Here is a 25,695-nt window from a genome sequence, read left to right as displayed (position 1 = left end):
TTCACCGCCGGTTCTTCGGGTCGAGGGCTTCGCGCAGGGACTCGCCGAGCAGCGTGAACCCGAGCGCCACCACGATGATCGCGACGGCCGGGTAATACGCCAGCTCCGGGCGGATGTCGAGGAACTGGCGCGAGGCGTTGCCCAGCATCAGCCCCCACTCCGCCCGGGTCGGGTCCGGATCGCCGAGGCCGAGGAACGACAGCGCGGCGGCCTCCAGGATCGCGGTGGCCAGGGTCAGCGTGGCCTGCACGATCACCGGGCCGAGCGAGTTGGGCAGCATGTGCCGGAACACGATCGTGCCGCGCTTGACCCCGAGCGAGGTCGCGGCCAGCACGTGGTCCGCTTCCCGTTGCGCCAGCATGGATCCACGCAGCAGCCGGGCGAAGATCGGCACGCCGATGATCGACACGGCGAGGATCACCGTCCACTGGCTCGGCTTCGCGAACAACGCCGCGATGGAGATCGCCAGCAGCAGCGAGGGAAACGCGAGCAGCACGTCGACCAGTCGCATGAGGACGGTGTCGACCCAGCCGCCGAACGCGCCCGCGATACCACCGATGATCACCCCGAGCAGCACGCCGATCACCGTGGCCAGCACTCCGACCAGCAGCGTCTGCTGCGCGCCGACGAGCAGCCGGGACAGGAAGTCGCGGCCGAAATCGTCCACGCCGAGCGGGAAACCGGACTGTGCGCCGGGAATGATGCCACGGCCGAGCTGAACCTGGTCCTGCAGATACCGCGTCTGCGGGTCCTTCGGGGTGAGCAGCGGCGCGAAAATGGCCAGCAGCAGGAACAGCAGGGTGATCACGCCGCCGGTGATGGCCACCGGGCTGCGCAGCATCCGGCGGAACGCCTCGGCGCCGAGGCTCCGCCCGCTCACCGAACTCGCGGCGAGCTTGTCGATCGGTTCCTTTTTCTTGTTCAGCAGAGTGTTCACCGCACACGCACCCTCGGGTCGATCAGCCCGTACGAGATGTCGACGAGCATGTTCACCACCACGTAGACCAGCGCGCCGAACAACAGCAGCGCCTGCAGCCGCGGGTAGTCCCGTCGTTCGATCCCTTCGGCCAGCAGGAAACCGAGGCCGCGGAAGTTGAACACCCGCTCGGTCAGCACGGCGCCGCCGAGCAGCGCCCCGGTCTGCAGGCCGATCGTGGTGACCACCGGCAGCAGCGCATTGCGCAGCACATGCCGCTGCCGCACCACCGAATCGGTCAGGCCCTTGGAATTGGCGGTACGGATGAAGTCCTCGTTGAAGACGTCCAGCACGGAGGCGCGGGTGATCCGGGTGATCACCGCGAGCGGGATCGTGGCCAGCGCGAAGGCAGGCAGGATCAGGTGCTTGATGGCGTCCCAGACCGCGTCCCATTCGCTGGTCAGGATGCCGTCGAGAACGGCGAAGTTGGTGACCGCCGTGGCGTCGATCCCCGGCGCCTGCCTGCCCTGGGAGGGCAGCCCGAGCGGCGCGGAGAGCAGGTCCTGCATGATGTAGCCGAGGAAGAAGATCGGCACCGCGACGCCGACCAGCGTCAGCACGATGATCACGTTGTCCGCGATACCGCCCTTGAACCGCGCGGCCAGGTAGCCGAACGGAATGCCGAGCGCCACCGCGATGATGATCGCGGACAGGCCGAGTTCGATGGTGGCGGGCAGGAACGTGCCGATCTCGGACATCACCGGTTGCCCGGAGACCAGCGAACTGCCGAAGTCACCGGTGATCGCCCGGCCGAGAAACTTGAAGTACTGCAGGAAAATCGACTGGTCGAGGCCGAGCACATGGTTCAGGTCGGCGATTTTCTCCGGGGTGGCCTTGTCGCCGAGCAGCGCGGCCGCCGGACCGCCGGGCAGCGACCGCAGCCAGGCGAAGACGAGGATGGACAGGATCAGCAACGTCGGGATCGCTTGTAGCACCCGGCGCACGATGAAACGGAGCACGAGTAGTCCTTTGGGTACAGCCCGGGAACGTGAGCCGAAGGGGCAGGCGCGGTGGTGCCTGCCCCTTCGGCCCGGCTGCTCAGTGGTGGTGCAGCAGGTCAGCCGGCGGTGACGTTGTTGAAACGCTCGTCGGTCAGCGGGCTGGCCACGATGCCCTTGATCTTGGCGTCGACCACGATGGCCGGCGACGGGTAGGCGATCGGGACGCCCGGCAGGAAGTCCATGATCTGCTTGTTGGCCTGCTGGTACGCCTTGGCGTGCTGGTCACCCGCCGGCGAGGCGTCCGCCTGCGCCAGCGTCTTGAACAGCTCGGGGTTGTTGAAGCCGAATTCCTTCTTCTCCCGGGCGAAGAACGTGCCGACGAAGTTGCCCGCGTCGTTGTAGTCCCCGGTCCAGCCGAGCAGGTGAATGTCCTGCTTGCCGAACTGCTGGACATCGTCCTTGTAGCCGCCGTTCCACGGCTCGGCCACCGGCTGGATGGTGACCCCGATGTTCTTCAGGTCCTGTGAGATCGCGGTGAAGGTGTCCGCCGGGTTCGGCATGTAGGGCCGGGTGACCTCGGTCGGGTAGTAGAACTTCAGCGACAGGTCGCTCGCGCCGGCCTGCTTGAGCAGGTCCTTGGCCTTCTCCGGGTCGTACGGGTACTTGGTCACGTCGTCGGTGTAGCCGGAGATGGCCTTCGGCACGAACTCGGTGGCCACCTCGGAACCCTCGGCCAGCTTGGACTTCACGAACTGCTCACGGTTGATGCCGTAGGCCAGCGCCTGACGCACCCGGGGATCCTTGAGCTTCGGGTTGCCGGACTGGTTGATGCCCAGGTACAGCACGTTGAACGAGGGGCGGACCAGCACCTGGTCGCCGTCCTTGCGCAGCAGGCCGTAGTCGGCGGGCGCCGGGAAGTCGTAGCCGTCGATGTCGCCGGCCTTGAGCGCCTGCTTGCGGGCGTTCTCGTCCGGGATCACCTTGAAGACCAGCTTGTCCAGCTTCGCCGGCGCGGGCATCGTGCTGGTGTCGTTGCGCACCAGCGTGATCTCGCCCTTACCCTGGTCCCAGCTCTCGAACTTGAACGGGCCGGTGCCGGTCACGTGCTTGTAGGCATACTCGCTGTAGGTGAACGAATCGCCGGACTGGGTGACCTTGTCCGCGCCGAACTGCTTCAGCGCGGACGGGCTCTGGATGGACAGCGCCGGCAACGTGAACGCGGCCGGGAATGCGCCCTTGGCCTTGTTCAAATTGAGCACCGCGGTGTTCGGGTCCTTCGCTTCGCAGTTCTTGTACACCGGGTCGCCGGTGGCGGACCCCTCGTTCTTCGCGAAGCCACCGAAGACGTCGGCGTAGTAGATCATCTGGCTCTGGGCGGCGGCGCCGCTCATGTGGAACCAGCGGTCGAAGTTGTAGCAGACCGCGTCCGCGTTGAAGGGCGTGCCGTCGCTGAACTTGACCCCCTGTTTGAGGGTGAAGGTCCAGGTCTTGCCGTCGTTGCTGGGCTCCCACTTGGTGGCCAGCGAGGGCTCGAGGTCGGCCGTGCCCGGCTTGTTCTGGACCAGCGTGTCCAGCATCTGGCGGGTGATGCGGTACGTCTCGCCTTCGTCGGTGAAGGTCGGGTCGAACATCTTCGGGTTGCCGGTGTTGCCGAAGACCATGGTGCCGCCGGAGCCGCCACCCCCGGCCTCATCACGCTTGGACTCCGCGCACGCGGACAGCGAGACCGCGACCACCCCGGCGAGCCCGGCGAGGGCCGCACGACGTGTTCGGGTCAGCCGCAATTGCTGCATGTGGCACCCCTTGGAAGATGTTCGGTGGTGAAAGGCACCGCACCCGCCGATCGAGCTGATCACAGGTCGGTGTGCTCGCCGACACTAGCGGGAAGTCGGCCCGCGCTTAAGTACGTGAGATCACGATCGCGCTACGCACAACCGGGAATGACCGCAACGTGTTGGCAAATCTCCACTGCGTGTAGTCAAATCAGCAGGTTTGACACGAAGAGTGCCGGAGTGGTCGCACGAATGGATCATTTCGGGCGCGTCGCAGCGGGGGCGGTTCGGACACAACGTGACTATCCCGGCGGGGTTCCGACGCTCGGGTGAGGTGGTCTGGACAGTCCGGCCGTGACCTGGTCGTGGCCTGGTCCAGACCTGGCACGATCGGGCGGAATGGAGGTTCAGACCATGCGCGAGTCGAGTCTGCATGCTGGGATGTTCGGACCATCTGCTCTGAGGAGATGATGGGGGCATTGTCTGGACCATTCGTTCCGCAGATGGCCCTGGGAGATGCCCACGCCATATGCCACAGGGCGACGGGCGACATCCGGGCGATACGGGCCACGAGAGGTGTCAAGCAGTCCAGCCACTCGCATCGCAAGAGGCGTCAGGTGATCCGGGTCTCGCAGGCCACGTGAGACATCAAGCGGCACCCAGACCATGTGCACTCGTGACCAGGCAATGTCCAGGCCACACGAATTCAAGGACCGGGGCACCTGGACCGCACGGGATCGAGGGTGGGAAGGTGTCCAGACCACCCGAGATCGCAAGGCCGGGCGATGTCCGGACCGCACGAGTTCAGGGGCCGAGCGATGTCCGGACCACAAGCACCCGTGGCCGGGTCGGGCGATGTTCAAACCACGTGCAAACTGAGCACTCCGAACCACGTCCGACCCGGCTGGCCGGACGGTCGACACACGCACGCACGTGCACTGAACAGCCGCCACCGCACCCTCGGCACACCCATCGGCCGGCTCACCGACGATTCTCGCCTCCACCGCGCTCAGCCGTCATATGCGATCACCGGGACCAGCGGGCCACCTGCACAAAAATCACTGACAGTGACCAGATCCGGGCACGCTTCGCGCCTCGAATCGAGATGTTCAGGCCATGTGAATGCGTCTCGATCTTGGGGATCGAGACGCTCCGACCATATGTACCTGCTTCAACAGGTCCATCGAGATGGGAAGACCATGGCATCGCCGGATCCGCTTGCATCACCAGCGCCCACGCTGCCAGGCGCCCGCCCGCATCTGTGTCAGTAGTCGGGCGACAGGTGCCCAAGAGCGCCTTTTTGCACTGGCAGCCACGTGATGGAGACACTGTCCCCGGTGTGCCGGCGGACCGCCGTCGCGAACTCCGGGGCGAGTTCGTCGAAGCGCTCGAGAACCTCGCGCAGCCGCACCGGAGGTTTCCGCCGTGCGGTGACCATCTGATCGAGGGCGAGCATCACGCGGTCCGGGTAAAGCTCCAACTGGTCGAGCAGGAACCCGTCGGCGGTAACGGTCTCTATGTCGTAAGGTGCACGGCTTTCGGGCGGGAACCCGACGACGTCGTCGCTGACGATGGTCTGCGCGTGCCCGCGCACAGCCGCGGCCAGCACGTGCCGGTCCTTCTCGTTGTTCGTCATCGCCCGGGTCAGCGGCTCGTAGCCGGTAACCATCGCGTCAGGGAAGGCGGCGCGCATCTGCCCGATCCGGCGCTGCGCCCGCGCAGGCGTCTTCCCGATGCTTTCTACGAGGTTGCGCTGAACCTCGTCGAGAATGCCCGCGGACCACAGCGGCTGGAAGGTATCGAGCGCAGCCAGGCGAAGCAGCAAGTCTGCGGTGTTGAGCGGCAGCAGGACGTTGGCGTCGAGCAGAGCGGGAAACGGCACCTCAGCGAGTTTGGACGAACCGATCGACATGGTCAGCCGACGGGTCCTCCTGCTCGCTCGCCTCCGCAGTCATCTCGTCCAGCAACGCCTTGCGCCGCCGACGTGTCTGCTCCTGGTACTGAACCAGATGGTCGAGTCGCACGCGGCGGTGCCGGCCGGGCCTGGAGAACTGGATCTTCCCCTCTTCCAGCAGTTTCACCAAGGTCGGGCGGGACACGTTGAGCATGTCTGCGGCCTCTTGGGTGGTCAGCTCGGTGTGCCTGGGCACGATGTTGATCGCAAGGCCTTGCTCCATGGCCGCGGCCACCTGCTGGAGCACCTCCAATAGCTCGGCAGGCAGCTCCACCCGCTTCCCTTGGGGGCCGAGCAGCACGGCGGTCGCCGGCGTCTCCGCGCCGGCGGAGCCGCGATTGTGCAGCTCGCGTAGAGCGTGCAACACCGACGCCACGGCCTCGCCTTCGACGGGGGGGAATACCGTGTGCTGCTCGATCGCGGACGTCATGACTGCCTCCCTCGCGGTCAGGTCGTTCGACTGAATCGGGTGGACACCTGTCCCCGGTGGAGACACTCACCACGATCATCAAACCGATGATAATCGAAAGAAACGAAAGGTGCACTGTCGGATGCGCCATACTGCCCGGCTGTGCTCGGCCCGCGCATCCAGATCAGCAACGCCCACAGCTGGGAACGCACAAGAGATGGCACGGGATCCTACCCAGCCAACTGCAGCATCTACCCAGGTCAGCAGATTCCGCCGGCCGCCTCCCATCGCCATTCCCGACCCACAGCCACAGCCACAGCCACAGCCGATGAATGATGCGGCCACCACCCGGGCCAGATGTTGTGGCCATGTGCCCATGTTCGGCTCAATCGGTTCGGAATGGCTTGATCATCTGGGGGCGTTCAAAGCATGCAGTAGGTGGATGTTCGCAGCAGCTCGGGTGCCATCTACCGGGAACCAGCCGCGTTCGAAGAGTTGCCAGCGGTGGAGGTCGAGGCGGGAGTGTTCGCCGTCGCGGGTGACGGTGCGGGTCAGGCGGGCGGCTTCGCTGCCGCCATCGATCCAGCACAGGCACGACAGGCGGGAACGGACAGCGCGCCGGCCGCTTGAGACGCCTTCCAGGATCAGCACCTCGGGAACATCGACCGGTACGAGGCGGCCGGGGCGAGGCGAGCCGTCGGCCCACTCCATCGCCCGGTACGAGCCGGGGCGGCCGGCGGCCAGCGGGGCCAGCACGCCCTGCTCCAACCGAGGCCACCAGGACACCGGATCGTCCCAGGTGGCGAAAGCATCGGTGGACACCATCGCAGTGCGGGCGTCCAGGGTACTCAAGGCGGCCAGCACCGCACGGGCGGAAGTCGACTTACCGGCACCGGACGGGCCGTCGATGGCGAGGACCCGGACGTCGCCCAGGCGAGGCGGCGCGGCGAACAGCGCCTGGATCAGCGAACGCGTGCGTGGCTCACTTCGGGCAGTCCGTTGACGTTGTCCGGAGCCGACGTGCGGGCTTCGAGTTCGGCGATGCGGGCTTCCAGGGCGCGCTTGCCGTCCTCCAGCTCGCAGCGCAGCAGCGCGATCTCCTCCACCGACGTCCGCACCTCCTCCTCAAGGTGGCCGACCTCGGTGGACAGGTGCAGCGAAACCAGTGCCAGCACCACGCCGGCCAGCAGGAACACGAAGTTCGACGGGGTCTGCACGCCCGTGATCTTCGCCATGAACGACGCGGCCTGCGGGATCACCGCGAGCACCACCACACCCAGCGCGAGCACGAGCCACACGCCCGCGTACTTCTCGCGCAGCTTCCGCCGCCGCATCATCTCCAGGACGACGAACAGCACCAGGCACGCGACGACGATGCTGAGAATCTGCCAGCCGAGCATGTGCGGGCCCCTTACGCTGCGTCGGAGGAATCGACGGACGGACGCCGGCGCATCAGCGCCAGCAGCAGTGCCAGCCCGGCTCGGCCGAGATACACCGCCGATTTCACCGGCGAGTGGCTGGGTGTGCCCCCGGCGCGCTCGCGCATCAGCACCGGGACCTCGGAGATGGTCAGCTTCGCCCGGATCGCCAGCACCAGGCCCTCCACCGTGTCGCCGAGGTACTCCGCCGGGTAGTAGGCGGCGAACAACTTGATCGCCCGTGGGCCCATCGCCTTGAACCCGGAGGTGACGTCGGTGAGCTTGTGCCGGGCCAGCCGCGAGAACACCAGGGAGAGCGCGACCATCGCGTACTTGCGCGGACCGACCGCCCGATAGGCGCCCTTGCCCGCGAACCGGGAGCCGATCGCGATGTCGGCGCCCGCGTCGAGCGCCGACAGCAGCGCGGCGACCTCTTCCGGATCGTGCTGCCCGTCCGCGTCGACCTGGATCACCACGTCGTAGTCGCGGGCTGCCGCGTAACGGAAGCCGGTGCGCATCGCGCCGCCGACGCCGAGGTTCACCGCCAGGCGGGCCACTTCGGCGCCCGCTTCTCTGGCGATCCGGGCGGTCTGATCCTGCGATCCGTCGTCGACCACCAGGATGTCGATCTCCGGCAGAACCCGCCTGACCTCGGCGAGCACCGACCCGACGCTGGCCTGTTCATTCAGCGCCGGCATCACGATGAGGACTTTCCGGGTGCTCACAGGGGTAGTGGACACGGCGATCACTCTATCTTCTCACTGCCCGTGAGGGCTGGTGGACCCGGCGGCGGCGCCGGCCGCGACCACGTCTTCCTGGCCCTTGATCCGATAAATGGTGGCCCCGGCATTCTCGAACGCGACCTGGAAATTCGGGCCGGCGGTGAGCTGCGATACCCCGATCGAGGGTTTCGCGTCCGCGGTGACCCTGCCCTTGCCCTGCACCACGTAACGCACGTGCAGCTCGGTGAGATCCTTGCGGACCTGCGGGTACTTGTCGATATTGTCCAGCCACAGGCCCAAGTAGCCGGCCTTGGTGTCCGGCGGGGCGCCGTAGTAGGTCCACTCGACCGGCGTAACCCCGGCGAGCGCATACATCCACACCGAACCGTCGGACTTGTCGTTCATCACGCGCTCACCCGGCTCGGTGTGCTTGGCCAGCCAGTCATAGGCGGCGATCTCGTCCCGCGACACGGCAGGCCCGTCCGCGCCGTAGTTGATGCCGAGGGTCGAGGAGTTGCGGCCCAGATAGGCGCCCCGGCTCAGCCCGGTCACGACCGCGCCGATGAGCACCGCCGCGAGCAGGGTGACCGTGACCGGCTGCAGCTTCAGGCGCGGCTGCACCTTACCGGCCAGCCAGCCGGCGGTCGTCTCGGTGAACACGCCGAAGGCGACCGCACCGGACAGCGGTACGAGCGCCGCGATCCGCCAGTGGTCGTTGTAGAAGATGCCGGTGAGCGTGTGAATCAGCGGCGTCTCCAGGGAGACCGTCGCCGCGAAGAGGGCGCCGAAGACAACGTACGAGGCGACCATCCAGAGCATCCGGCGCTGCCGCACCATCAGCACGATGCCGATCAACGCGGGCACGCCGATCCACCACTGCGGGAACGCCGCCATGGGGGAGAAAGTGAGGGTCTCGCCGAGCCCACCGGAGACCGTGGCCTCCGAAGCCCAGTACGCGCTCGTCACGCCGCCCGCGTTGTAGAGCGAGGGCAAGACGAGCGGTATGCCGAGTACAGCCGCGAGCACGACGGTGGCGATCAGCGAAGGCGCGCTACGCCGCCACTCGATCTTCTCGAAACGGAACACCACCGCGAGGAGGATCAGGAGGAAGTAGACCGCGATGACGAATACGATGCTGGTGTGCAGACCGGTGAGGCCGGCAACGCCGACGCCGATCGCGACCGGACCGGCGATTCCCCGCGGCCGCAGCAAGTGACGCGCGATCGCCAGCATCGCCGGGATCATCGCCACACCCGCCACGTACGGCCACAGCGGACCGCGCCACAGCGAGTCGTACGGGAATGCGGTGAACCAGGTGGAGACCGCGGCTGCGGCGGCCGTTCCGAGGGCGGGCATGCGCCAGGCGTGACACATCGCGGCGACGCCGAGCGGCACGCAGAGGATCACCGCGAGCGCCGCGAAGTTCAGCGTCGGCATCATGGTGAGGCCGCCCTTGCCGAACACGAGCGCGAGCAGTGCGTGGTAGGTGTCCGGGTAGAAGTAGTCCGTCTGCCCCGGCAGGTTCGCGATGGTGCCCACAGTGGACGGACGCGCGTCGCCGTGCTCGGCGATCCAGCGCACCAGGTTCGCGTGGAACGGCGCGTCCCAGCCCTGCTGCACCCGGTCGACCGAGTGAACACCGCGCAGGAAGGTCGCGGCGCCCACGCCGAGCCCGACCAGCACCCCGAGCCCGATCAGCACCTGACCGCGCACCGACCGGTCCGTGGAGGGCTCCCCCTCGGTCCAATCGCCGTGCCGGCGCGCGGTGAACCGGCGCACCACGAACGCGAGCACGAAGGCGACCGCGGAGAGCACCACCGTCCACAGTGCCACGTTCAGCAGGTCCCAGCGGATGCCGAGGCCGCCGAGGACCGGCACGCCCAGCGCGACGATCCCGAAGCTGAGCAACGGCCCCGACGCGGCCAGCGTCCAGCCGCGAAGACCGGCCGCGGCGCCGAAGACGACGCCAGGCAGCCAGAAGGCGAGCAAGATCAGTACTACATTCATCGGATTCGCTGTCCAACCCTCACCGGTACACCACACCGACCGTTTCGGCGGATCGACCCGGATGCACCCTACTCAGACGCCCGAACGGGCCGGCACGTTGCCCGGCCTCCGCAGAACGAAACCCAGCGCGACCACGAGCCCGGCCGTCGGACCGGCGGCGAGCCCGAGCACCGCGCGCAACACGGTATCGCCCGGCACCAGAGTCAGGACCAGCGCCGTCGTGACCGCGACGACCGCCCAGGTGACCAGCACGCGATTCGCCTGCGTCCGCGCGACGAGCACGGCGGTCAACAACTGCAGCGCGGTCAGCAGGACGGCGCCCCACACCATGCCCGCGACCCACCAGCCCTCCGCGCCGGCGTACTTCGCACCGAAGAGCAGTTGCACCAGCCATGGACCGAGGAACAGGCCGGCCACCGTGCCGACCGCCCCGACCACGAGCGTGCCGAGCGTGCCGAGCGCGAGGAGGCGGCGAAGGCGGTGGGTTCCCTCGGCCGAGCCGGACAACCGGACGACCACGGGCACCGCGAGTGCCTGCAACGGAGACAGCAGCAGCAACGGGACCCGCGAAACCTGCAGAGTCGCGAAGAGCACGCCCATCTTCGTCTCGTCGCCGCCCGGGGCGAGCAGGTTGACCAGCGCCGGGTAGCCGGTGATCACGCTCGCGGTGAGGCCCGCGCCGAGCAGCAGCAACAGCATGCGGGAGGAGACCGGACGCCAGCCCTCGCCGTCCAGGTGCGGATCCACCAGCCGCCGGGCAGGGCGCAGGAAGAGCAGCCAGGCGAACGATCCGGCCGCCGCGGCGATCGCCAGCGACGTCATCCCGGTCACCCCGGCGACCACCACCAGCCCCAGCAGCACCGCGCGTACCGCGGCTTCGGCGATCACGAGACCGGAGTAGGGGCGGATCGCGTTGTGCCCGACCAGCAGGCCGCGGGTGGCGAACTGGCAGGCGAAGGCGAGCCCGCCGCACAGCGTGATGATGCCGAGTTCGAGATGCCCGCCGTACAGCCGTTCGTTGAGCACCGGCACGGCGAGCGTGATCGCGGCGACCACCGCGACCCCGATCGCGCCGACGGTGAGCGCACGCAGGGCCGGTTTGCCCGCTTTCTTCCCGTCCACAGCGGCGACCGCGGACTGCCGCGACAGCTCCTGTTCCAGTGGGGAGAGCGCGCTGCCCAGGCCCATCAGGATGCCCCAGAACGACGCGAAGACGGCGTTGTCCACCGGCCCGAGCAACCGGGGGGTGAGGAAGGAGAAGACGTAGCCCAGCCCGATCGCGATCAGCAGCGAGATACCGATCTTCCCGGCCGAACGACCGGTCTCCCGGGCCAAGGCGGACTCTGCGGACCCCGAGGACTCTGCGGTCACCGGCGTGCTCATCGGGCGTTCCGGCGTGCGCGGGCACGCAGGGCGAAGAACAGGCCGCGGACCGCGCCCGCGCCGAAGCCGACGCCGAAGACCGGGGCGAGCAGGGCGACCGCGCGGGCTTCGGACTTCGTGGCGCCGAATCGGGTCACCGCGGCGCCCGCGACGGCGGAACCGGTCGCGGCGAGCGCCACCGCGGCACGCGGGCGGCGGGCGGCGAGGCCGAGGCCGAGCAGGCCGACACCGAAGGCGGCGAACAGGCCGGTGCGGGCCGGGCCGGGCGAGGCGAGGTAGGAGTCGACGAACGTGGTGCCGCGGAAGTAGGACTGCGCGGCGAACTTCCGGAACGAATCGCGCCCATGATAGGTCGCGGACAACTGCGGGGCGAGGAAGATCCGGTGCCGCTCGGCGATCCAGCGCAGCACACCGGTGTCGTCGCTGGCGAAGCGGGAATCCTCGAACAGCGATTCGAATGCGGCACTGGCCTGTTCGAGAACTTCGCGTGGTGCGGAAAAGAATCCCGTGCCCTTCGGGAACACATCGAATTCCTCGATGTCGAACGACATCAGCCGCGGATTCGCGCAGTAGCGCCGCCACGGGATCTTGACCAGCCCGGCCATGAAACCGGCGTAGGGGTTGCGCTCGGAAGCGACGTTGATGTGCCCGTTCCAGACCGTGCGCTCGGGATGGCCGACGAGCTGATCGCGCAGGAAGACCAGAGTGTCCTTGTCCACGATCACCCGGCTGTCCACCAGCAGCACCTGACGGCCGGAAGCCTTGGCGAGCCCGGCGCGGCGGGCCTCGAACCGGCCGCTGTTGGCCTGCGTGAGCACGGTGATCCCGTGTGTTCGCTGCAGCCGGGCGAGCTTTTCCGGGGTGCCGTCGGTACTGCCGTCGTCGACCACCACGATCTCCGCGGGCCAGCGGGCGGCCTCGGCGGCGGTCACCAGTGCGCCGACGCTGCGTTCGATCCAGTCCTGCTCGTTGTGGACCGGAATCACGACGCTGAGCGACGGGAGGAGCGGGTTGGCACTCACGAGGGCGAGGCTACCCTGTGCCGGGGAACCGGACGTGGCCAGTATCCTGGCGCTCACCGCAACCGACCAGAAATGGGCCCACGGTGATTTCCTTCATTCTCGGCACTACTGCGGAACTGATCAAGATCGCCCCGGTCTACCACGGGATCGCCGAGCGCGGCCTGCGGCCGAAGATCTGGTTCACCGCACAGCACGTGGACGAGGTGGCCGACGTGCTGGCCGACCTCAAGCTGCCCGAGCCCGACGTGTGGCTCGTCCCCGAGGAGAAGGCGCACAACCTGGAGTCCCCCGCGCAGGTGCCCGGCTGGGCGGCGCAGGTGCTGCGCACCGCGTGGGGTCGCCGCGGCGAACTGCGGGCCGCGCTCACCGAGGACGGCCGTCCCCCGCTGGTGCTGGTGCACGGCGACACGTTCACCACCCCGTACGGCTCGCTGATCGGCAAGCGGATCCTGAAGGCGCGGGTCGGGCACATCGAGGCCGGCGCGCGGTCGGGCAGCATCCTCTCGCCGCTGCCGGAGGAGCTGAACCGCAAGATCGCGGCCAAGGTCGTGGACATGCACTTCGCGCCGAGCGCGCGTGAGGTGAACAACCTGCGCAACGCCCGCGGCGTCGTCGTGGACACCGAGGCGAACACCGCCATCGACGCGATGCGCCTGGCCATCAACCAGCCGCTGGACGTGCCGAACCTGCCGGAGCGCTTCGGGCTGGCCACACTGCACCGCTTCGAGCTGGTCTCCCGCGCGGACAAGTACCGCGAGGCGCTGGAGATCCTGCGCGAGCAGAGCAGGCAGATGCCGATCCTGTACATGGCGGGCGCGCCGGAGCGGGAGAAGATCCGCGCGCTGGGCCTGGACCACCTGTTCGACGACAGGTTCATCGCGCAGCCGAAGATGCGGTACCTGAAGTTCCTGCCGCTGGTCGCGCGCGCGGAGTACGTCGTCACCGACTCGGGCGGGCTGTCCGCGGAGTGCTACTACCTCGGCCTGCCCTGCGCGGTGCACCGCGAGCGCACCGAAACCCCGCAGCACCTCGGCGAAACGGTGGTGCTCACCGAGATGCGCGGGGACAAACTGCAGAATTTCCTGGACACGTACCAGAACCGGCGCGGAGAGTCCTGGATGGACAAGTACCACCCCTCCGAGATCATCGTGAACTCCCTCGCACAGCTGGGTTATTGCTGAAAGCTGTGAAGGGACCCTTCACGGACGCAGAGTCCGTGAAGGGTCCCTTCACAGCTGTTACAGCGTGCGCCGGCCGGACAGCGCGCGGCCGAGGGTCAGCTCGTCGGCGAATTCCAGGTCGCCCCCCATCGGCAGGCCCGAGGCCAGCCGGGTGACCGACAGGCCGGGGAAATCGCGCAGCATGCGGACCAGGTAGGTGGCCGTCGCCTCGCCCTCGGTGTTCGGGTCGGTGGCGATGATGATCTCGCTGATGTCGGCCTCGCCGATCCGCTTCAGCAGCTCACGCATGCGCAGCTGCTCCGGCCCGATGCCGGACAACGGGTCCAGCGCGCCGCCGAGCACGTGGTAGCGGCCCTTGAACTCGCGCGTGCGCTCCACCGCCAGCACGTCCTTGGGCTCCTCGACCACGCAGATCACGGTGAGATCGCGCCGTTCGTCACGACAGATCCGGCAGGTCCGCTGTTCGGCGACGTTGCCGCAGATCTCGCAGAACTGCACGCCTTCCTTGACCTTGCCCAGCACGTCCTGCAGCCGGGCGAGGTCCGCGGGGTCGGTGGCCAGCAGGTGGAACGCGATCCGCTGGGCACTCTTGGGACCGACCCCGGGCAGCCGCCCGAGTTCGTCGATCAGATCCTGGACGACACCCTCGTACACAATTCAGCCGCCGAACCCGAGGCTGCCGAGGTCCGGCATGCCGCCCCCGCCGCCGAGGCCGCCGGCCAGCGGGCCGAGCTTCTGTTCGGTGAGCTTCTGCGCGTTGGCCGAGGCGTCCCGGACCGCCGCGACCACCAGGTCGGACAGGGTCTCCACGTCCTCGGGGTCGACCACCTTCGGGTCGATGACGAGGCCCTTGAGCTGGCTGTCGCCGGACACCGTCGCGGTGACCAGCCCGCCGCCCGCGGTGCCGGTGACCTCGGTGCTCGCGAGTTCCGCCTGCGCCTCCACCAGCTTCTGCTGCATCTGCTGGGCCTGCTGCATGATCTGCGACAGGTCGAAGCCGCCGCCTCCGGGTTGCACCATGATCGCACTCGGTCCTTCCGCCTGTAGGGTGTTGCTCCCCCAGCGTAGCCGCGTGTCCGGCGCGTCCGTCCGGGCGGCATGCGGGCGCTGTGGCACCGTGGTCGCCGTGCGTGCGAACCCGCTCCCCTTGCTGACCGGTCTGGCACTGCTCACCGCGTGTTCCGGCGGGAGCGAGGCCGCCTCGCCCGCGGCGCCGTCCTCTTCACCGGTGGCCGCGCAAAGCTCGGCTCCGGCTCCGCCACCGGTCACGACCTCTTCGTCGCAGCCGGCAGCCCCGCCGGTGAGTCCCGGGAAGGTGGTCGTGCTCGATCCGGGGCACAACGGCGGGAACGCGCAGAATCCCCAGGAGATCAACCGGAAAGTGCCTGCCGGGCGGGGTCAGACCAAGCCGTGCAATACCACCGGTACCTCCACCAACGCCGGTTACCCCGAGCACGCGTTCACCTTCGCGGTCGCGCAGGAAGTCGGGAAAGCGTTGGCCGCCAAGGGAATCAAGGTGGTTTACACGCGTTCCGACGACACCGGCGTCGGCCCCTGCGTGGACAAGCGGGCGGAGATCGGCAACGAGGCCGAGGCCGACGCGGTGGTCTCCATCCACGCGGACGGCTCGACCTCGGCGAGCGCGCACGGCTTCCACGTGGCCTATTCCGCACCGCCGTTGAACGCCGCACAGGGCGAGCCGTCGTCGAAACTGGCCCGCACGGTGCGCGACACGCTGCGCGGCGACGGGTTCGCCACCTCGACCTACATAGGCTCCGCCGGGCTTTCCGCACGCTCGGATCTGGCCGGGCTCAACCTGTCTACCCGACCGACGGTGCTGGTCGAATGCGGGAACATGCGCAACGCCGAGGAAGCCGCGCAGATGTCCTCGGCATCCGGGCGCGGCAAGTACGCCGAAGCCATCACGCAGGCGATCGAGGCCTACCTCGGCGCTTCGTAGCCGCGAGCGCCTCAGTCCAGCGGGCGCGCGCCGAGGTGGTCGGAGAGCAGCTTGCGGGCGAGCACTTCCGGGTCTTCCTCCGGCGGGGGCGGCGGCACCGGACTGGAGTCCTCGGAGTAGATGTCGTCGTCCTCGTCCGACGGTTCGGGCGGCAGCGGGATGTCCGGCTCGGTCGTCGTGACCCGGGGTTTGGCCGGTGCGACGGGGGCGGCAGGCGCGGGCGGCGGGGGTGCAGCGGCGGGTGCGGGGGCCGGCGGGGTCGCGGACGACGGCCGGGTGAAGGACCGTTCCGGGGCCGGCGCCTGCTGCTGCGGCCGGGGCGCGGCGGCCCGTGGCTGGGCGGCGGGCACAGCCCCGTGCACGCAACGGACCTGCCATTCGCCAGGCAGCACGTCGGCGAGCGCGGCGGCGATCTTGCGGGCGTTGTCGTGGTCGTTCAGCCGCCGGGAGAGCGGCTCGGATTTGTGCGTGAGCGTGACAGTCGAGCCGCTCACCTCGACCACGGTCGCCTGGGTGAGCATCGCTTCCAGGCTGCGGCCACCGGTGAACTTGCGCAGTGCGGCCAGCAGTTGCGGCCAGATCGCGCGGATGCCCGCCTCGTCGACCTCACCGGCCGCGGGTGGGCTTTCCTGCGCTGGGGACGCGGATTCGGCCGGACGCGGTGGTTCCGCCGGACGTGACGGAGCCGATTCGGCAGGTCGGGCCGCCGCTGCCGGCGTGGGGCTCGCGGGCTCGGCCGGCCGCTGCTCCGGGGCGGGCGCGGGCCGTTCCGCGGCAGGTTCAGGCCGCTCCGGGGCAGGTGCGGGTCGCTCCGCGGCGGGGGCAGGTCGCTCCGGGGCGGGAGCGGTCTCAGGCGCCGCGGTTCGCTGCGAGGGCCGCTGGAACGCGCGCACCGGCGGTTCGACACCCGCCTCGCCGCCGGTGGCGACCACCGCGCGGCGTTCGAGCCGTTCGATCCGGGCCAGCAACGCTTTCTCCGCCTCGGTCACCGAGGGCAGCAGCATGCGCGCGCAAAGCAGTTCGAGCACCAGCCGGGGTGAAGTGGCGCCCCGCATCTCCAGCAGTCCATTGTGGACGATGTCGGCGTAGCGGGACAGCGTGCCCAGCCCGATTCGTTCGGCCTGCGCGCTCATCCGGGCCAGTTCCTCTGCCGGGGCGGACACCAGCCCGCGCTCGCCGGCCTCCGGCACCGAACGCATCAGCACGAGATCACGCAGCCGGTCAAGCAGGTCGGTGGCGAACCGCCGTGGGTCGTGGCCCGCCTCGGCGAGCTTCTCCACGGTCGAGAACACCGTCGCGGAGTCCTCGGCGGACAGCGCATCGACCATGTCGTCGATGAGCGCGACGTCGGTGACGCCGAGCAACGCGACGGCGCGCCCGTACGTGACGCCATCCGGGCCGGACCCGGCCAGCAGTTGGTCCAGCACCGACTGCGTGTCCCGCGCAGAACCGCCACCGGCACGGATCACCAGGGGGTACACCGCAGGCTCAACTGTGGCGCCTTCGGCTGCGACGTTGCGCTCCAGCAGTTCGCGCATCGAACTCGGCGGGATCAGCCGGAAGGGGTAGTGGTGCGTACGCGAGCGGATGGTGGTGAGCACCTTGTCCGGCTCGGTCGTGGCGAAGATGAAGATCAGGTGCTCTGGCGGCTCTTCGACGATCTTCAGCAGGGCGTTGAAACCCTGCGTGGTGACCATGTGCGCTTCGTCGATGATGAACACCCGATAGCGCGATTCGGCCGGCGCATAGAACGCCTTGTCACGCAGCTCGCGAGCGTCGTCGACGCCACCGTGACTGGCCGCGTCGAGTTCGGTCACGTCGACGCTGCCCGGGCCTTCGGGCGCCAGCGCGAGGCATGAGTTGCACTTGCCGCACGGGTCGGGCGTCGGGCCTTCGACACAGTTCAGCGAGCGCGCCATGATGCGCGCGCTGGAGGTCTTGCCGCAGCCGCGTGGCCCGGAGAACAGATACGCATGGTTGATGCGCCCGGCAGCCAGCGCAATGCGCAGCGGGTCGGTCACATGCTCCTGGCCGACAACCTCGGCGAAGGTCGCCGGACGGTACTTCCGGTACAGCGCTAGAGCCACGGGCCGAGACTACCGTGACGTACAGCGCGGCCGTCGTAGGCTCTGTCCGTGATCCAGGGAAAGGACGCCGGTTGAGCCACGCCCGTTCCGGCCGCGGACGGCCGCCGCGTGGTCCCCGTCCAGGGCAACACCCGGTGCGGTTCGGCACTGCGGAGCTGCTTCGCGACGACGACCGCGCAAACGCATGGCTGTTGTCCGTAGGCGGCGTCGCGCAGTCGTACGTGGACCTCGACGACCCGACGAACCTCGAATTCAACTACGTACGCCGCCTCGGTGATCTTGTCGACTTCCTGCCGTCTGGTCCGCTCGACGCACTCCACGTCGGCGGCGCGGGCTGCTCGCTGCCGCGGTACGTCGCGGCCACTCGTCCGGGTTCGCGACAGCTGGTGTTCGACGCCGACGAGCCCCTGATCGAGCTGGTCCGCGAGCAGCTCGACCTGCGAAGCGTGCCAAAGCTGCGCGTACGCATCGAAGACGGCCGCGTCGGCGTACGCAGCCGACGCGACGCCTCCGCGGATCTGGTCGTCCTCGACGCCTTCGAACGCGCGACGCTCGCCAGCGGGCTGGCGACCGTCGAGTTCGTCACCGACGTCGCGCGGGTGCTGCGGCCAAGCGGCGCGCTGCTTGCCAACATCACGGACGGGACGGGCCTCCCCTTCGCCCGCCGGTTCCTCGCGACGCTCGCCGAGGTGTTCCCCTACGTGCTGCTGCTGGCCGAGCCGGGTGTGCTGCGCGGACGGCGATTCGGCAACCTCGTGCTCGCCGCTTCGCGGACCGAGCTGCCGACCACGGAGCTAGCCCGGCGCGCGGCGTCGTCGGCCTATCCCGCACGCTGCGTACACGGCGCAGAGCTGCACAAACTGCGGGGAAAAGCGGAGCCGATGACCGACGCCGAGGCAGTGGCCGCGCCATCGCCACCGGAGGACGTACTCGGGCTGTTCTGACCCCTGAAGGAAAAGGGGGATCCCGCACACCCGTCAGAGCCTGCTTATCCTTGCTGCCTTCCGGCCCTGGGGAGGTTCACAGGATGGACGCCGCGCGGGATCCCACATGCAGTGTAGCGGGCGGCCGCCGGAGTCCTATGCCCACCCGCAGCACGGCACGCACTGAAGCCGCTTCGCGCGCGTCGAAGACACACAGCCGCACCTGCTCGCGTACAGCCAACGCCCAGCGCACGTCGCCGACAGACCGTTCGAGTACGCCGTCGAACCGGTTCAGGCCCACCACGAACGGCAACCGCGTGCGTTCGACGTAGTCGAGCACCGGATACGCCTCGTGCGGGTGACGGGGATCGAGCACGACCAGCAAGAAGTCCGCCTCCGGCACGAAGTCCGGCCGTCTGCCCGGGGTACTGAACAGGTACACCCGGGTGTACTCATCGAGCGTCACCCGGCCGAAGTCGAGCGCAGGAGTGTGCAGCGGGGCGATCTCCGAGACCACGCGGATCGCTGTGGTCTTGCCCGCCCCGGGCGGGCCGACAAGCACGATCTTCACCGGACGTGCGGCCCGCCGGGATTGTTCACCCGCCAACGGTGTTCTTGAGCTCCTCGACCAGCGCAGGGGTGAGCACCTCGGACGCCCGGTTGGCGAACATCGCCATCTCGTAGGCGATCGTGCCGAGGCTCGCCTGCTTGTTCGCCAGCACGCCGAGCGAGCAGCCGATACTGATGGTGCAGACCACCAGGTAGCCGCGGGCCAGCTCGACCACCACCTTGTCCGGATCGCCGAGCGGATGACTGTCGGACACGCCCTGCGCGAGCGCCAGCATCGCCGAGCAGGTGGCCGCCAGCCGGTCCGCGTCCGCCCGGTCCAGCCCCTGCGAGCCGGCGATCAGCAGGCCGTCGGCGGACACCGCGATCGCCGCGAGCGCGCCCGCGGTGTGCAGCGCGAAACGGTCGATCAGCCAGGCAAAGCTCTGCGCGGTCGGCGGGCTCATTGTCCTCCTTGTTCGGCGGTGATCACGGTGGCCTGCTTGGCCTTGGCCACCCCGTCGGAGAACGCGTCGAAGGTGGCGCGCTCCGCGGCGGGGTCGCGCAGCCCGCGGCGCTGGGGCGGACGGCTGCACTGCGGCAGCCGCAGTTCGGGCGCCAGCTGAGCGCCGGGCACCCGGCGCATGACTCCATCGCGCTGTTGCGGGGCGACCGGGGCGAATCGCTGCGTCGGCATCCGATCGGTGCAGTCCTCGACGGAGGCGCCGAATCCGTCGTCCGGTTCCTCGGCGGGCCAGTCGGGCTCGGCCTCCGGCCAGGCATACATCGGCTCGCTCTCGGCGTCCGGCCAGGCCGGTTCCGGATCGGCGAACCAGCCGAACCCGTTCCCGGCGTGCCCGCCGAGCGCGGCGATCGCGGGGGCGGGCAGCAGGTCCGGCACCGGATCCGGCACTTGGCCCGGTTCGAACAACCCGACCGGTTCGGGTTCGTGCCGGAAGTCCACGTCGCGGGTGAACAGCGCGGCCGGGACGGTGACCCGCGCGGTGAGGCCGGGCCCGGCCACGGACGGGTGCAGTTGCACGGTCAGCGCGTGCCGCCGGGCCAGCCGGGCGACCACGGCGAGCCCCAGCTGCGGCGCCGGAGCGCGCTCGTCCGGCGCGGCCAGGCACCGGTTCTCCTCGGCGAGCCGTCCGGCGGGCAGCCCGGTGCCGTGGTCGGTGATGCCGACCAGCAGATCGCCGCCGGAGAGGAAGCGGGAGTGCACGTCCACCGGCGATTCCGGCGGGGAGCACGCGGCCGCGTTCTCCATCAGTTCGGCGAACAGCAGCACCAGGTCCATGCCCAGCTCCGGGGCGAGCAGCAGCTCGGCGGGTTCGGCGATCCGCACCCGGGCCTCGTCGTCGATCTCCGCGGCCGCCGAGTGCAGTGCGGTGGCCAGTTCGATCGGCCCGCCGACCCGGGATTCGTCCGGCTCGCCGGACACCACGAGCAGATCTTCCGCGGTCCGGCGCAGCCGGGCGGCCGTGCGCCCGAGCCGGCCGAGGTCGGCGACCAGCACCGGTTCGGTGGCGCTACGACGGAGTTCCTCGACCAGCTCCTGTTGACGGCCGGCCAGGTTCCGGGTGCGCCGGGCCGCGCCGGCGAGCAGCTGCGCCCCCGCCCGGCGGCCCGCGGCCTGCCGGGACACCTCCGCCACGGCGGAGACGCGGAGCCGGTCGAGCGCCTCGGCCACCTCGGCCGCTTCCCCACCGAGGTCAACGGCCGGTCCGGGCGTCGACGGTGCAGCTTCCGCGCACACACCGCCGGGCGGGCGTGGCGGTTGCGCGGCCACCTTGCTCACGCCGGGGTCTAGGGGCGATCCCGGAAGTGCCTCTGCCGGCTCGGCTTCCGCGAACGCCCCGACCTCGCCCGACCTGCGAACCGGCGGTTCAACCACCCCAGGCTCACCAGCCGCCCCGGACGCAACACCTGATCCGGACGTCGACGCCATCCCGCCCGGCAGCGCCGCGGCCTCGGCCAGCTCGGCCTCCACGCGGACCACCGTCGCTTCGGCGCGGGTGCGCAACCTGCGCAGCGGGCCGATGATCGAACGGCCGACCACCACGGTGAGCGCCACTACGAGTCCAAAAAGGACGATCGAGCCGCCGGTGGCCAGCCAGGCCTCGCGGGCCGCTTCGGACGATCGGTCGTCCGCGCGGCCGGCGATCGCGTCGAGAACGTTGTTCTGCGCCGTATCGCGCTGCCCGACGAGCTGGGCGGCAGTACTGACCACCTCGGGGGTGAACCCCGCCCTCCCGGAGAACCGAGCGGCCCGGCGGGCCGGCGCATCCGACTCGACAGCGGCGATCGCGGCCGCGTCGGCCGGCTCGGCCTGCTGCGCGAACCGCTCGGCGTGGACCGCGGCACGCTGACCCGAACTGTCGACAAGGGACTGTCCAGGTGAGACGGTGGCGGCGATGAGCGCGATCAGCCGGATCGCCCGCTGTTCGTTCGCACGCAGCAGCGAGTCCACCGCGCCCAATTCCCGCGTACCCGCACCGTCCGATGTCGTGTGCGAGACGAGCCCGAGCGCATCGACGAGCCCCGTGAGCACGGCCTGATAGCTCCCGGCGACGTCGGTGATCGCCACGCCGCGATGCACCACGTTCTGCCGCAACTGCGTCAGCGAGGCAACGCGCCCGAGCGCGGTCGCCACCGCCGGAGTCGCCTCGCCGCGCACATTGCTCAGCTCCGCGTCGACGGCTCGCTGCTGCTGGCCGAGTTCCTGGGTCGTCGCCGAGGAATCGGCCAGGAAAGCCACGGTGATCAGGCCTTCCCGCTGCAACTGCTGGGCGAGGTGGCCCACCCGCCGCGCCTGCGCGACGGAATCCTTCGTGCTTGCCGCGGCACCGGCCGCCGAAAGCTGCCCGAGCACCAGCGGCACGGCCACCAGCACCACCAGCACGAGCGGAGCGGCGATCAGCAGGAGCACCCTGCCGCGAACACCGAGCCGACCGGACCACCGTGCGCCGGGTCCGAGCGACCGGGTCATTCACGTCACCTTTCCGTTCCCGGAGGAGAGCACCGAACAGGGGGAAGCCGAGCGGAGTTCACTACTTTTGGTAAGACCCGTCGCGGTCCGCGCAAGATCCGCCACCCACCGTTGGCACCGAGCTTAGCGAGGTCCGCAAGGTCCCGACAACGCCGGAACACGCCCAGTTCACACCGCGAATTTCCACCTGGCGATGCCGACGGGGCACAGTCGCGAGGATAATGATCGGTATGTCCAGCACGCCTGCTCCTGCCGATGTCCAGGCCGCCGCGGAACGTATCCGGCCACACGTACGGCGGACTCCGCTGTTACGCACCGAAATCGACGGCCGTCCGCTGGTCCTGAAGCTCGAGCACTTGCAGCGGTCCGGCTCGTTCAAGCTCCGCGGCGCGGTGAACGCGTTGCTCGCCGGACCCCGCCCGGACCAGGTGGTGACCGCGTCCGGCGGCAACCACGGCCTCGGCGTGGCCACCGCGGCGCAGGTGCTGGGCCTGCCTGCGGTGGTCTACGTGCCCGAGACCGTGCCCGAGGCCAAGGCCACCGGTATCGAGGCGACCGGCGTGAAGCTCGTGCGGCATGGCGCGACGTACGCCGAAGCAGCCGCTGCTGCGCGTGCCGTCGCCGAGCAGCCGGGCACGCGTTACCTGCACGCCTACGACGACCCCGACGTGATCGCCGGGCAGGGCACCGTGACGGCCGAGATCGTCGCGGAAGCCCCGGACGTTGACGCGATCGCGATCGCTGTCGGCGGTGGCGGGCTTGCCTCCGGCACCGTGCTCGCCGCGAACGGGCGGGCGGTCTTCGCGGTGGAACCACAGCAGTGCCAAGCCCTGCACGCCGCGCTGGAAGCGGGCGAGCCGGTGGACGTCACGATCGACTCGGTGGCGGCCTCCGCGCTGGGCGCGACCCGGATCGGCACGCTCCCGTTCGCGATCCTCGACTCGCGATCGGTCACGTCGGTGCTGGTGACGGACGCGGAGATGCTCGCCGCCCGCGACCGGCTGTGGCAGGAGTTCCGGCTGGTCGTGGAGCCGGCGGCCGCGGCACCGCTGGCCGCCTGGCTGGCCGGCCGGGTTCCGGCCGAACTCCCGTGCCTGGTGCTGTGCGGCGCGAATACCGCGGTCAGCTACGCGTGAGCCTGGGACTCCTCGCGCAAGAACGGGAAAATCACCACGAATTCGGTCCTTCCCGGCACGCTGCTCACCATCACCTGCCCGGAATGCGCGGCCACCACGGCGGCCACGATGGCCAGCCCGAGCCCGGTACTGCCCGCCTCCCGCGAACGTGAGGTATCCGCGCGCGCGAACCGCTCGAACACCTCGGGCAGCACCTCGCCGGGAATACCCGGCCCATCGTCCACAACGGACAGTCGAACGGTCTCGCCGTCCTGCGCCAGCATGGTGGTCACGGTGGTGCCCGGCGGGGTGTGCGTGCGCGCGTTGCCCAGCAGGTTCAGCACCACCTGGTGCAGCTGCCGGGCGTCGCCGAGCACGGTGAGCGGTTCGCCGGGGGTTTCCAGCAGCCACTTGTGCCGCGGCCCGGCCACGTGCGAATCCGCGACCGCGTCGGCCACCAGCAGGGTCAGATCCACCGGCTCGTGCACCACCGGACGCCCCGAGTCGAGCCGCGCGAGCAGCAGCAGATCCTCCACCAGCGTGGTCATCCTCGCCGATTCGGACTCCACCCGCTGCATGGCGAACGCGACGTCCGGCGGCACCTGCTCACCGCTGCGCCGGACCAGCTCGGCGTACCCGCGGATGGCCGCCAGCGGAGTGCGCAGCTCGTGGCTGGCGTCCGCGACGAACTGGCGCACCCGGCTTTCGCTGGCGTGCCGGGCGGCGAGCGCGCCGGCGATATGGCCGAGCATCCGGTTCAGCGCGGCGCCCACCTTGCCCACCTCGGTGCGCGGGTCGGTGTCCACCTCGGGCACTCGTTCGGACAGCGCGACCTCACCACGGTCCAGCGGCAGCTCCGACACCCTGGCCGCGGTGGCGGCGAGCCGGTCCAGCGGCGCCATCGTGCGGCGGATCGTGATCGCGCCGGCGAATCCGGCGACCACCAGCCCGCCGAGCGCCACCCCGCCGAAGATGAAACCGACGCGCCACAAGGTCGCGTTCACCTCGCGTAGCGGCAGCCCGATCACGGTCAGCGTGCCGGACGGGGCGTAGCTGGACATCACCCGGTAGCTGCCGAGGTTGCCGCCGAGATCCACACTGCCGCGCGAACCGTCCGGCGGCAGGCCCAGCAGTACGCGCTGCTGATCGGCGGTGACGTTCTCCAGCGGTGGCGGCGTGCCCGGCGGCGGCCGCTTCCCCAGCGCGCGCGGCGGCCGGCTCTTGGCGAAGTCGAGCACGGCCGCCGCGACTTTGCCGTTCTGGGCGACCAGCGCGAGCGTGCCGTCGCCCTGGCCGAGCACCCGCAGCGGGTCCGGTGGCGGGTTGTCGCCATAGATCCACGGCGGCTTGATGCCCCCGCGCACCCCGCGCTCGCTCGCCGCGACGAGCCGGCTGTCCAGCTGGCGGACCAGGAAATCCTGCAGCGCCAGCTCGGTGACCACGCCGACCACCACGCACACCAGCGCGAGCAGCGCCGCCAGCTGCATGATCAGCCGACGGCGCAGGGACCACGGACGGCGGGTCCGCCGCGGTTCAGCCTGCGGGCTTGAGGACATACCCCGCGCCACGCATGGTGTGGATCATCGGCTCCCGATCGGCGTCGATCTTCTTGCGCAGATAGGAAATGTACAGCTCGACGATATTCGCCTGGCCGCCGAAGTCGTAGCTCCACACGCGGTCGAGGATCTGCGCCTTCGACAGCACCCGCCGCGGATTGCGCATCAGGTAGCGGAGCAGTTCGAACTCGGTCGCGGTGAGCGGCACGAGGTCACCCCCGCGATGCACCTCCCGGCTGTCCTCGTCCAGGGTCAGATCGCCGACCACGAGCTGGGAACCGACCGCGCCGGACACCCCGTTCGCCCGGCGCAGCAGCGCGCGCAGCCGCAATGCGACCTCTTCCAGGCTGAAGGGCTTGGTCACGTAGTCGTCGCCGCCCGCGGTCAGCCCGGCGATGCGGTCCTCCACGGCGTCCTTCGCCGTGAGGAACAGCACCGGCAGGTACGGCACCTCGGCCCGCATCCGGCGCAGCACTTCGAGGCCGTCGAAATCGGGCAGCATCACGTCCAGCACGACCGCGTCCGGGCGGAAGTCGCGGGCCACCCGCACCGCCTCGGCGCCGGTACCGGCGCTGCGCACGTCCCAGCTCTCCATGCGCAGGGCCATGGAGACGAGTTCGGCCAGGGTCGATTCGTCGTCGACCACCAGTACCCGGACCGGACTGCCGTCCGCACGGCGCAGATCGGCTTTGCCAGGACCGGCAGGCGTGCCATTCACACTGCTCATGGTG

Annotated in this window: 22 protein-coding genes and 1 other RNA gene; 4 read left to right on the top strand and 19 right to left on the bottom strand. The window is 69.6% G+C overall.

Annotated features, from left to right (window positions below):
- Position 1: 1 nt before the first annotated feature.
- The 11 genes from D5S19_RS13025 to D5S19_RS12975 form a co-directional block, all read right to left on the bottom strand.
- Entirely contained in the window at positions 2-937 is a 936-nt protein-coding gene (locus tag D5S19_RS13025; protein ID WP_120023605.1) for an ABC transporter permease, read from the bottom strand.
- Entirely contained in the window at positions 934-1,935 is a 1,002-nt protein-coding gene (locus D5S19_RS13020; protein ID WP_120023604.1) for an ABC transporter permease, read from the bottom strand. Before D5S19_RS13020 ends, D5S19_RS13025 begins: the two co-directional genes overlap by 4 nt.
- Positions 1,936-2,033: 98 nt before the next feature.
- Positions 2,034-3,710 (bottom strand): ABC transporter substrate-binding protein, encoded by a 1,677-nt coding sequence (locus tag D5S19_RS13015; protein WP_199730474.1) that lies wholly within the window; start codon positions 3,708-3,710, stop codon positions 2,034-2,036.
- Between the two features lie 1,243 nt (positions 3,711-4,953).
- Positions 4,954-5,571, bottom strand: coding sequence for a PIN domain-containing protein (locus D5S19_RS13010; RefSeq protein ID WP_233573870.1), 618 nt, complete (start codon positions 5,569-5,571; stop codon positions 4,954-4,956).
- 1 nt (position 5,572) lies between these two features.
- Positions 5,573-6,073, bottom strand: coding sequence for a helix-turn-helix domain-containing protein (locus tag D5S19_RS13005; protein WP_120023602.1), 501 nt, complete (start codon positions 6,071-6,073; stop codon positions 5,573-5,575).
- Between the two features lie 387 nt (positions 6,074-6,460).
- Positions 6,461-6,985, bottom strand: a complete 525-nt coding sequence (locus tag D5S19_RS13000; protein WP_456061906.1) for a uridine kinase family protein — start codon at positions 6,983-6,985, stop codon at positions 6,461-6,463.
- 29 nt (positions 6,986-7,014) lie between these two features.
- A complete protein-coding gene (locus tag D5S19_RS12995) occupies positions 7,015-7,452 on the bottom strand; it encodes a DUF2304 domain-containing protein (RefSeq protein ID WP_098512749.1) in 438 nt (145 codons plus the stop codon).
- An 11-nt stretch (positions 7,453-7,463) separates the two neighbouring features.
- Entirely contained in the window at positions 7,464-8,168 is a 705-nt protein-coding gene (locus D5S19_RS12990) for a glycosyltransferase family 2 protein (protein ID WP_120023600.1), read from the bottom strand.
- 60 nt (positions 8,169-8,228) lie between these two features.
- Positions 8,229-10,199, bottom strand: a complete 1,971-nt coding sequence (locus D5S19_RS12985; protein ID WP_120023599.1) for a DUF6541 family protein — start codon at positions 10,197-10,199, stop codon at positions 8,229-8,231.
- 72 nt (positions 10,200-10,271) lie between these two features.
- Positions 10,272-11,582 carry a polysaccharide biosynthesis protein gene (locus D5S19_RS12980; RefSeq protein WP_120023598.1) on the bottom strand — a complete coding sequence of 437 codons (1,311 nt, stop codon included), beginning with the start codon at positions 11,580-11,582 and terminating at the stop codon, positions 10,272-10,274.
- Complete coding sequence (locus D5S19_RS12975; protein ID WP_120023597.1) at positions 11,579-12,604, bottom strand: glycosyltransferase family 2 protein; 1,026 nt, start codon at positions 12,602-12,604, stop codon at positions 11,579-11,581. Before D5S19_RS12975 ends, D5S19_RS12980 begins: the two co-directional genes overlap by 4 nt.
- Positions 12,605-12,687: 83 nt before the next feature.
- On the opposite strand from D5S19_RS12975, the gene D5S19_RS12970 reads away from it, so the two are divergent.
- Positions 12,688-13,785 (top strand): UDP-N-acetylglucosamine 2-epimerase, encoded by a 1,098-nt coding sequence (locus tag D5S19_RS12970; protein ID WP_120023596.1) that lies wholly within the window; start codon positions 12,688-12,690, stop codon positions 13,783-13,785.
- A gap of 57 nt (positions 13,786-13,842) precedes the next feature.
- Here the strand turns inward: D5S19_RS12970 and recR are convergent, their stop codons facing one another.
- Together recR and D5S19_RS12960 are read right to left on the bottom strand one after the other, a co-directional pair.
- The gene (gene recR, locus D5S19_RS12965; protein WP_120023595.1) at positions 13,843-14,439 is read right to left on the bottom strand and encodes a recombination mediator RecR; all 597 of its coding nucleotides are present in this window, start codon (positions 14,437-14,439) and stop codon (positions 13,843-13,845) included.
- 3 nt (positions 14,440-14,442) lie between these two features.
- Complete coding sequence (locus D5S19_RS12960; protein ID WP_098512743.1) at positions 14,443-14,805, bottom strand: YbaB/EbfC family nucleoid-associated protein; 363 nt, start codon at positions 14,803-14,805, stop codon at positions 14,443-14,445.
- A gap of 97 nt (positions 14,806-14,902) precedes the next feature.
- Between D5S19_RS12960 and D5S19_RS12955 the strand changes: the two genes are divergently transcribed.
- Positions 14,903-15,745 (top strand): N-acetylmuramoyl-L-alanine amidase, encoded by an 843-nt coding sequence (locus D5S19_RS12955; RefSeq protein ID WP_233573876.1) that lies wholly within the window; start codon positions 14,903-14,905, stop codon positions 15,743-15,745.
- Positions 15,746-15,756: 11 nt separating this feature from the next.
- Here the strand turns inward: D5S19_RS12955 and D5S19_RS12950 are convergent, their stop codons facing one another.
- Positions 15,757-17,832, bottom strand: a complete 2,076-nt coding sequence (locus D5S19_RS12950) for a DNA polymerase III subunit gamma and tau (RefSeq protein ID WP_120023593.1) — start codon at positions 17,830-17,832, stop codon at positions 15,757-15,759.
- A 134-nt stretch (positions 17,833-17,966) separates the two neighbouring features.
- Between D5S19_RS12950 and D5S19_RS12945 the strand changes: the two genes are divergently transcribed.
- A complete protein-coding gene (locus tag D5S19_RS12945) occupies positions 17,967-18,776 on the top strand; it encodes a spermidine synthase (protein WP_199730472.1) in 810 nt (269 codons plus the stop codon).
- Positions 18,777-18,786: 10 nt separating this feature from the next.
- On the opposite strand, the gene ffs is transcribed toward D5S19_RS12945, so the two are convergent.
- The 3 genes from ffs to D5S19_RS12925 form a co-directional block, all read right to left on the bottom strand.
- An RNA gene (gene ffs / locus D5S19_RS12940) (signal recognition particle sRNA small type) lies at positions 18,787-18,883 on the bottom strand.
- Between the two features lie 468 nt (positions 18,884-19,351).
- The gene (locus tag D5S19_RS12930; protein WP_120023591.1) at positions 19,352-19,768 is read right to left on the bottom strand and encodes a roadblock/LC7 domain-containing protein; all 417 of its coding nucleotides are present in this window, start codon (positions 19,766-19,768) and stop codon (positions 19,352-19,354) included.
- Positions 19,765-22,293, bottom strand: a complete 2,529-nt coding sequence (locus D5S19_RS12925) for a sensor histidine kinase (RefSeq protein WP_120023590.1) — start codon at positions 22,291-22,293, stop codon at positions 19,765-19,767. The genes D5S19_RS12930 and D5S19_RS12925 overlap by 4 nt, the downstream gene beginning before the upstream one ends.
- A 230-nt stretch (positions 22,294-22,523) precedes the next feature.
- Between D5S19_RS12925 and D5S19_RS12920 the strand changes: the two genes are divergently transcribed.
- Positions 22,524-23,429, top strand: coding sequence for a serine/threonine dehydratase (locus D5S19_RS12920; RefSeq protein WP_120023664.1), 906 nt, complete (start codon positions 22,524-22,526; stop codon positions 23,427-23,429).
- On the opposite strand, the gene D5S19_RS12915 is transcribed toward D5S19_RS12920, so the two are convergent.
- Positions 23,420-24,964 carry a sensor histidine kinase gene (locus D5S19_RS12915; RefSeq protein WP_120023589.1) on the bottom strand — a complete coding sequence of 515 codons (1,545 nt, stop codon included), beginning with the start codon at positions 24,962-24,964 and terminating at the stop codon, positions 23,420-23,422. The two genes, D5S19_RS12920 and D5S19_RS12915, sit on opposite strands and share 10 nt — an antisense overlap.
- Positions 24,942-25,691 (bottom strand): response regulator transcription factor, encoded by a 750-nt coding sequence (locus D5S19_RS12910; protein ID WP_120023588.1) that lies wholly within the window; start codon positions 25,689-25,691, stop codon positions 24,942-24,944. The genes D5S19_RS12915 and D5S19_RS12910 overlap by 23 nt, the downstream gene beginning before the upstream one ends.
- Positions 25,692-25,695 lie beyond the last annotated feature (4 nt).

The organism is Amycolatopsis panacis (assembly GCF_003600245.1).
Lineage (GTDB): Bacteria > Actinomycetota > Actinomycetes > Mycobacteriales > Pseudonocardiaceae > Amycolatopsis > Amycolatopsis sulphurea.
Note: the sequence above shows the minus strand (reverse complement) of the source record. Positions and strands in the feature narration are given on the sequence as shown.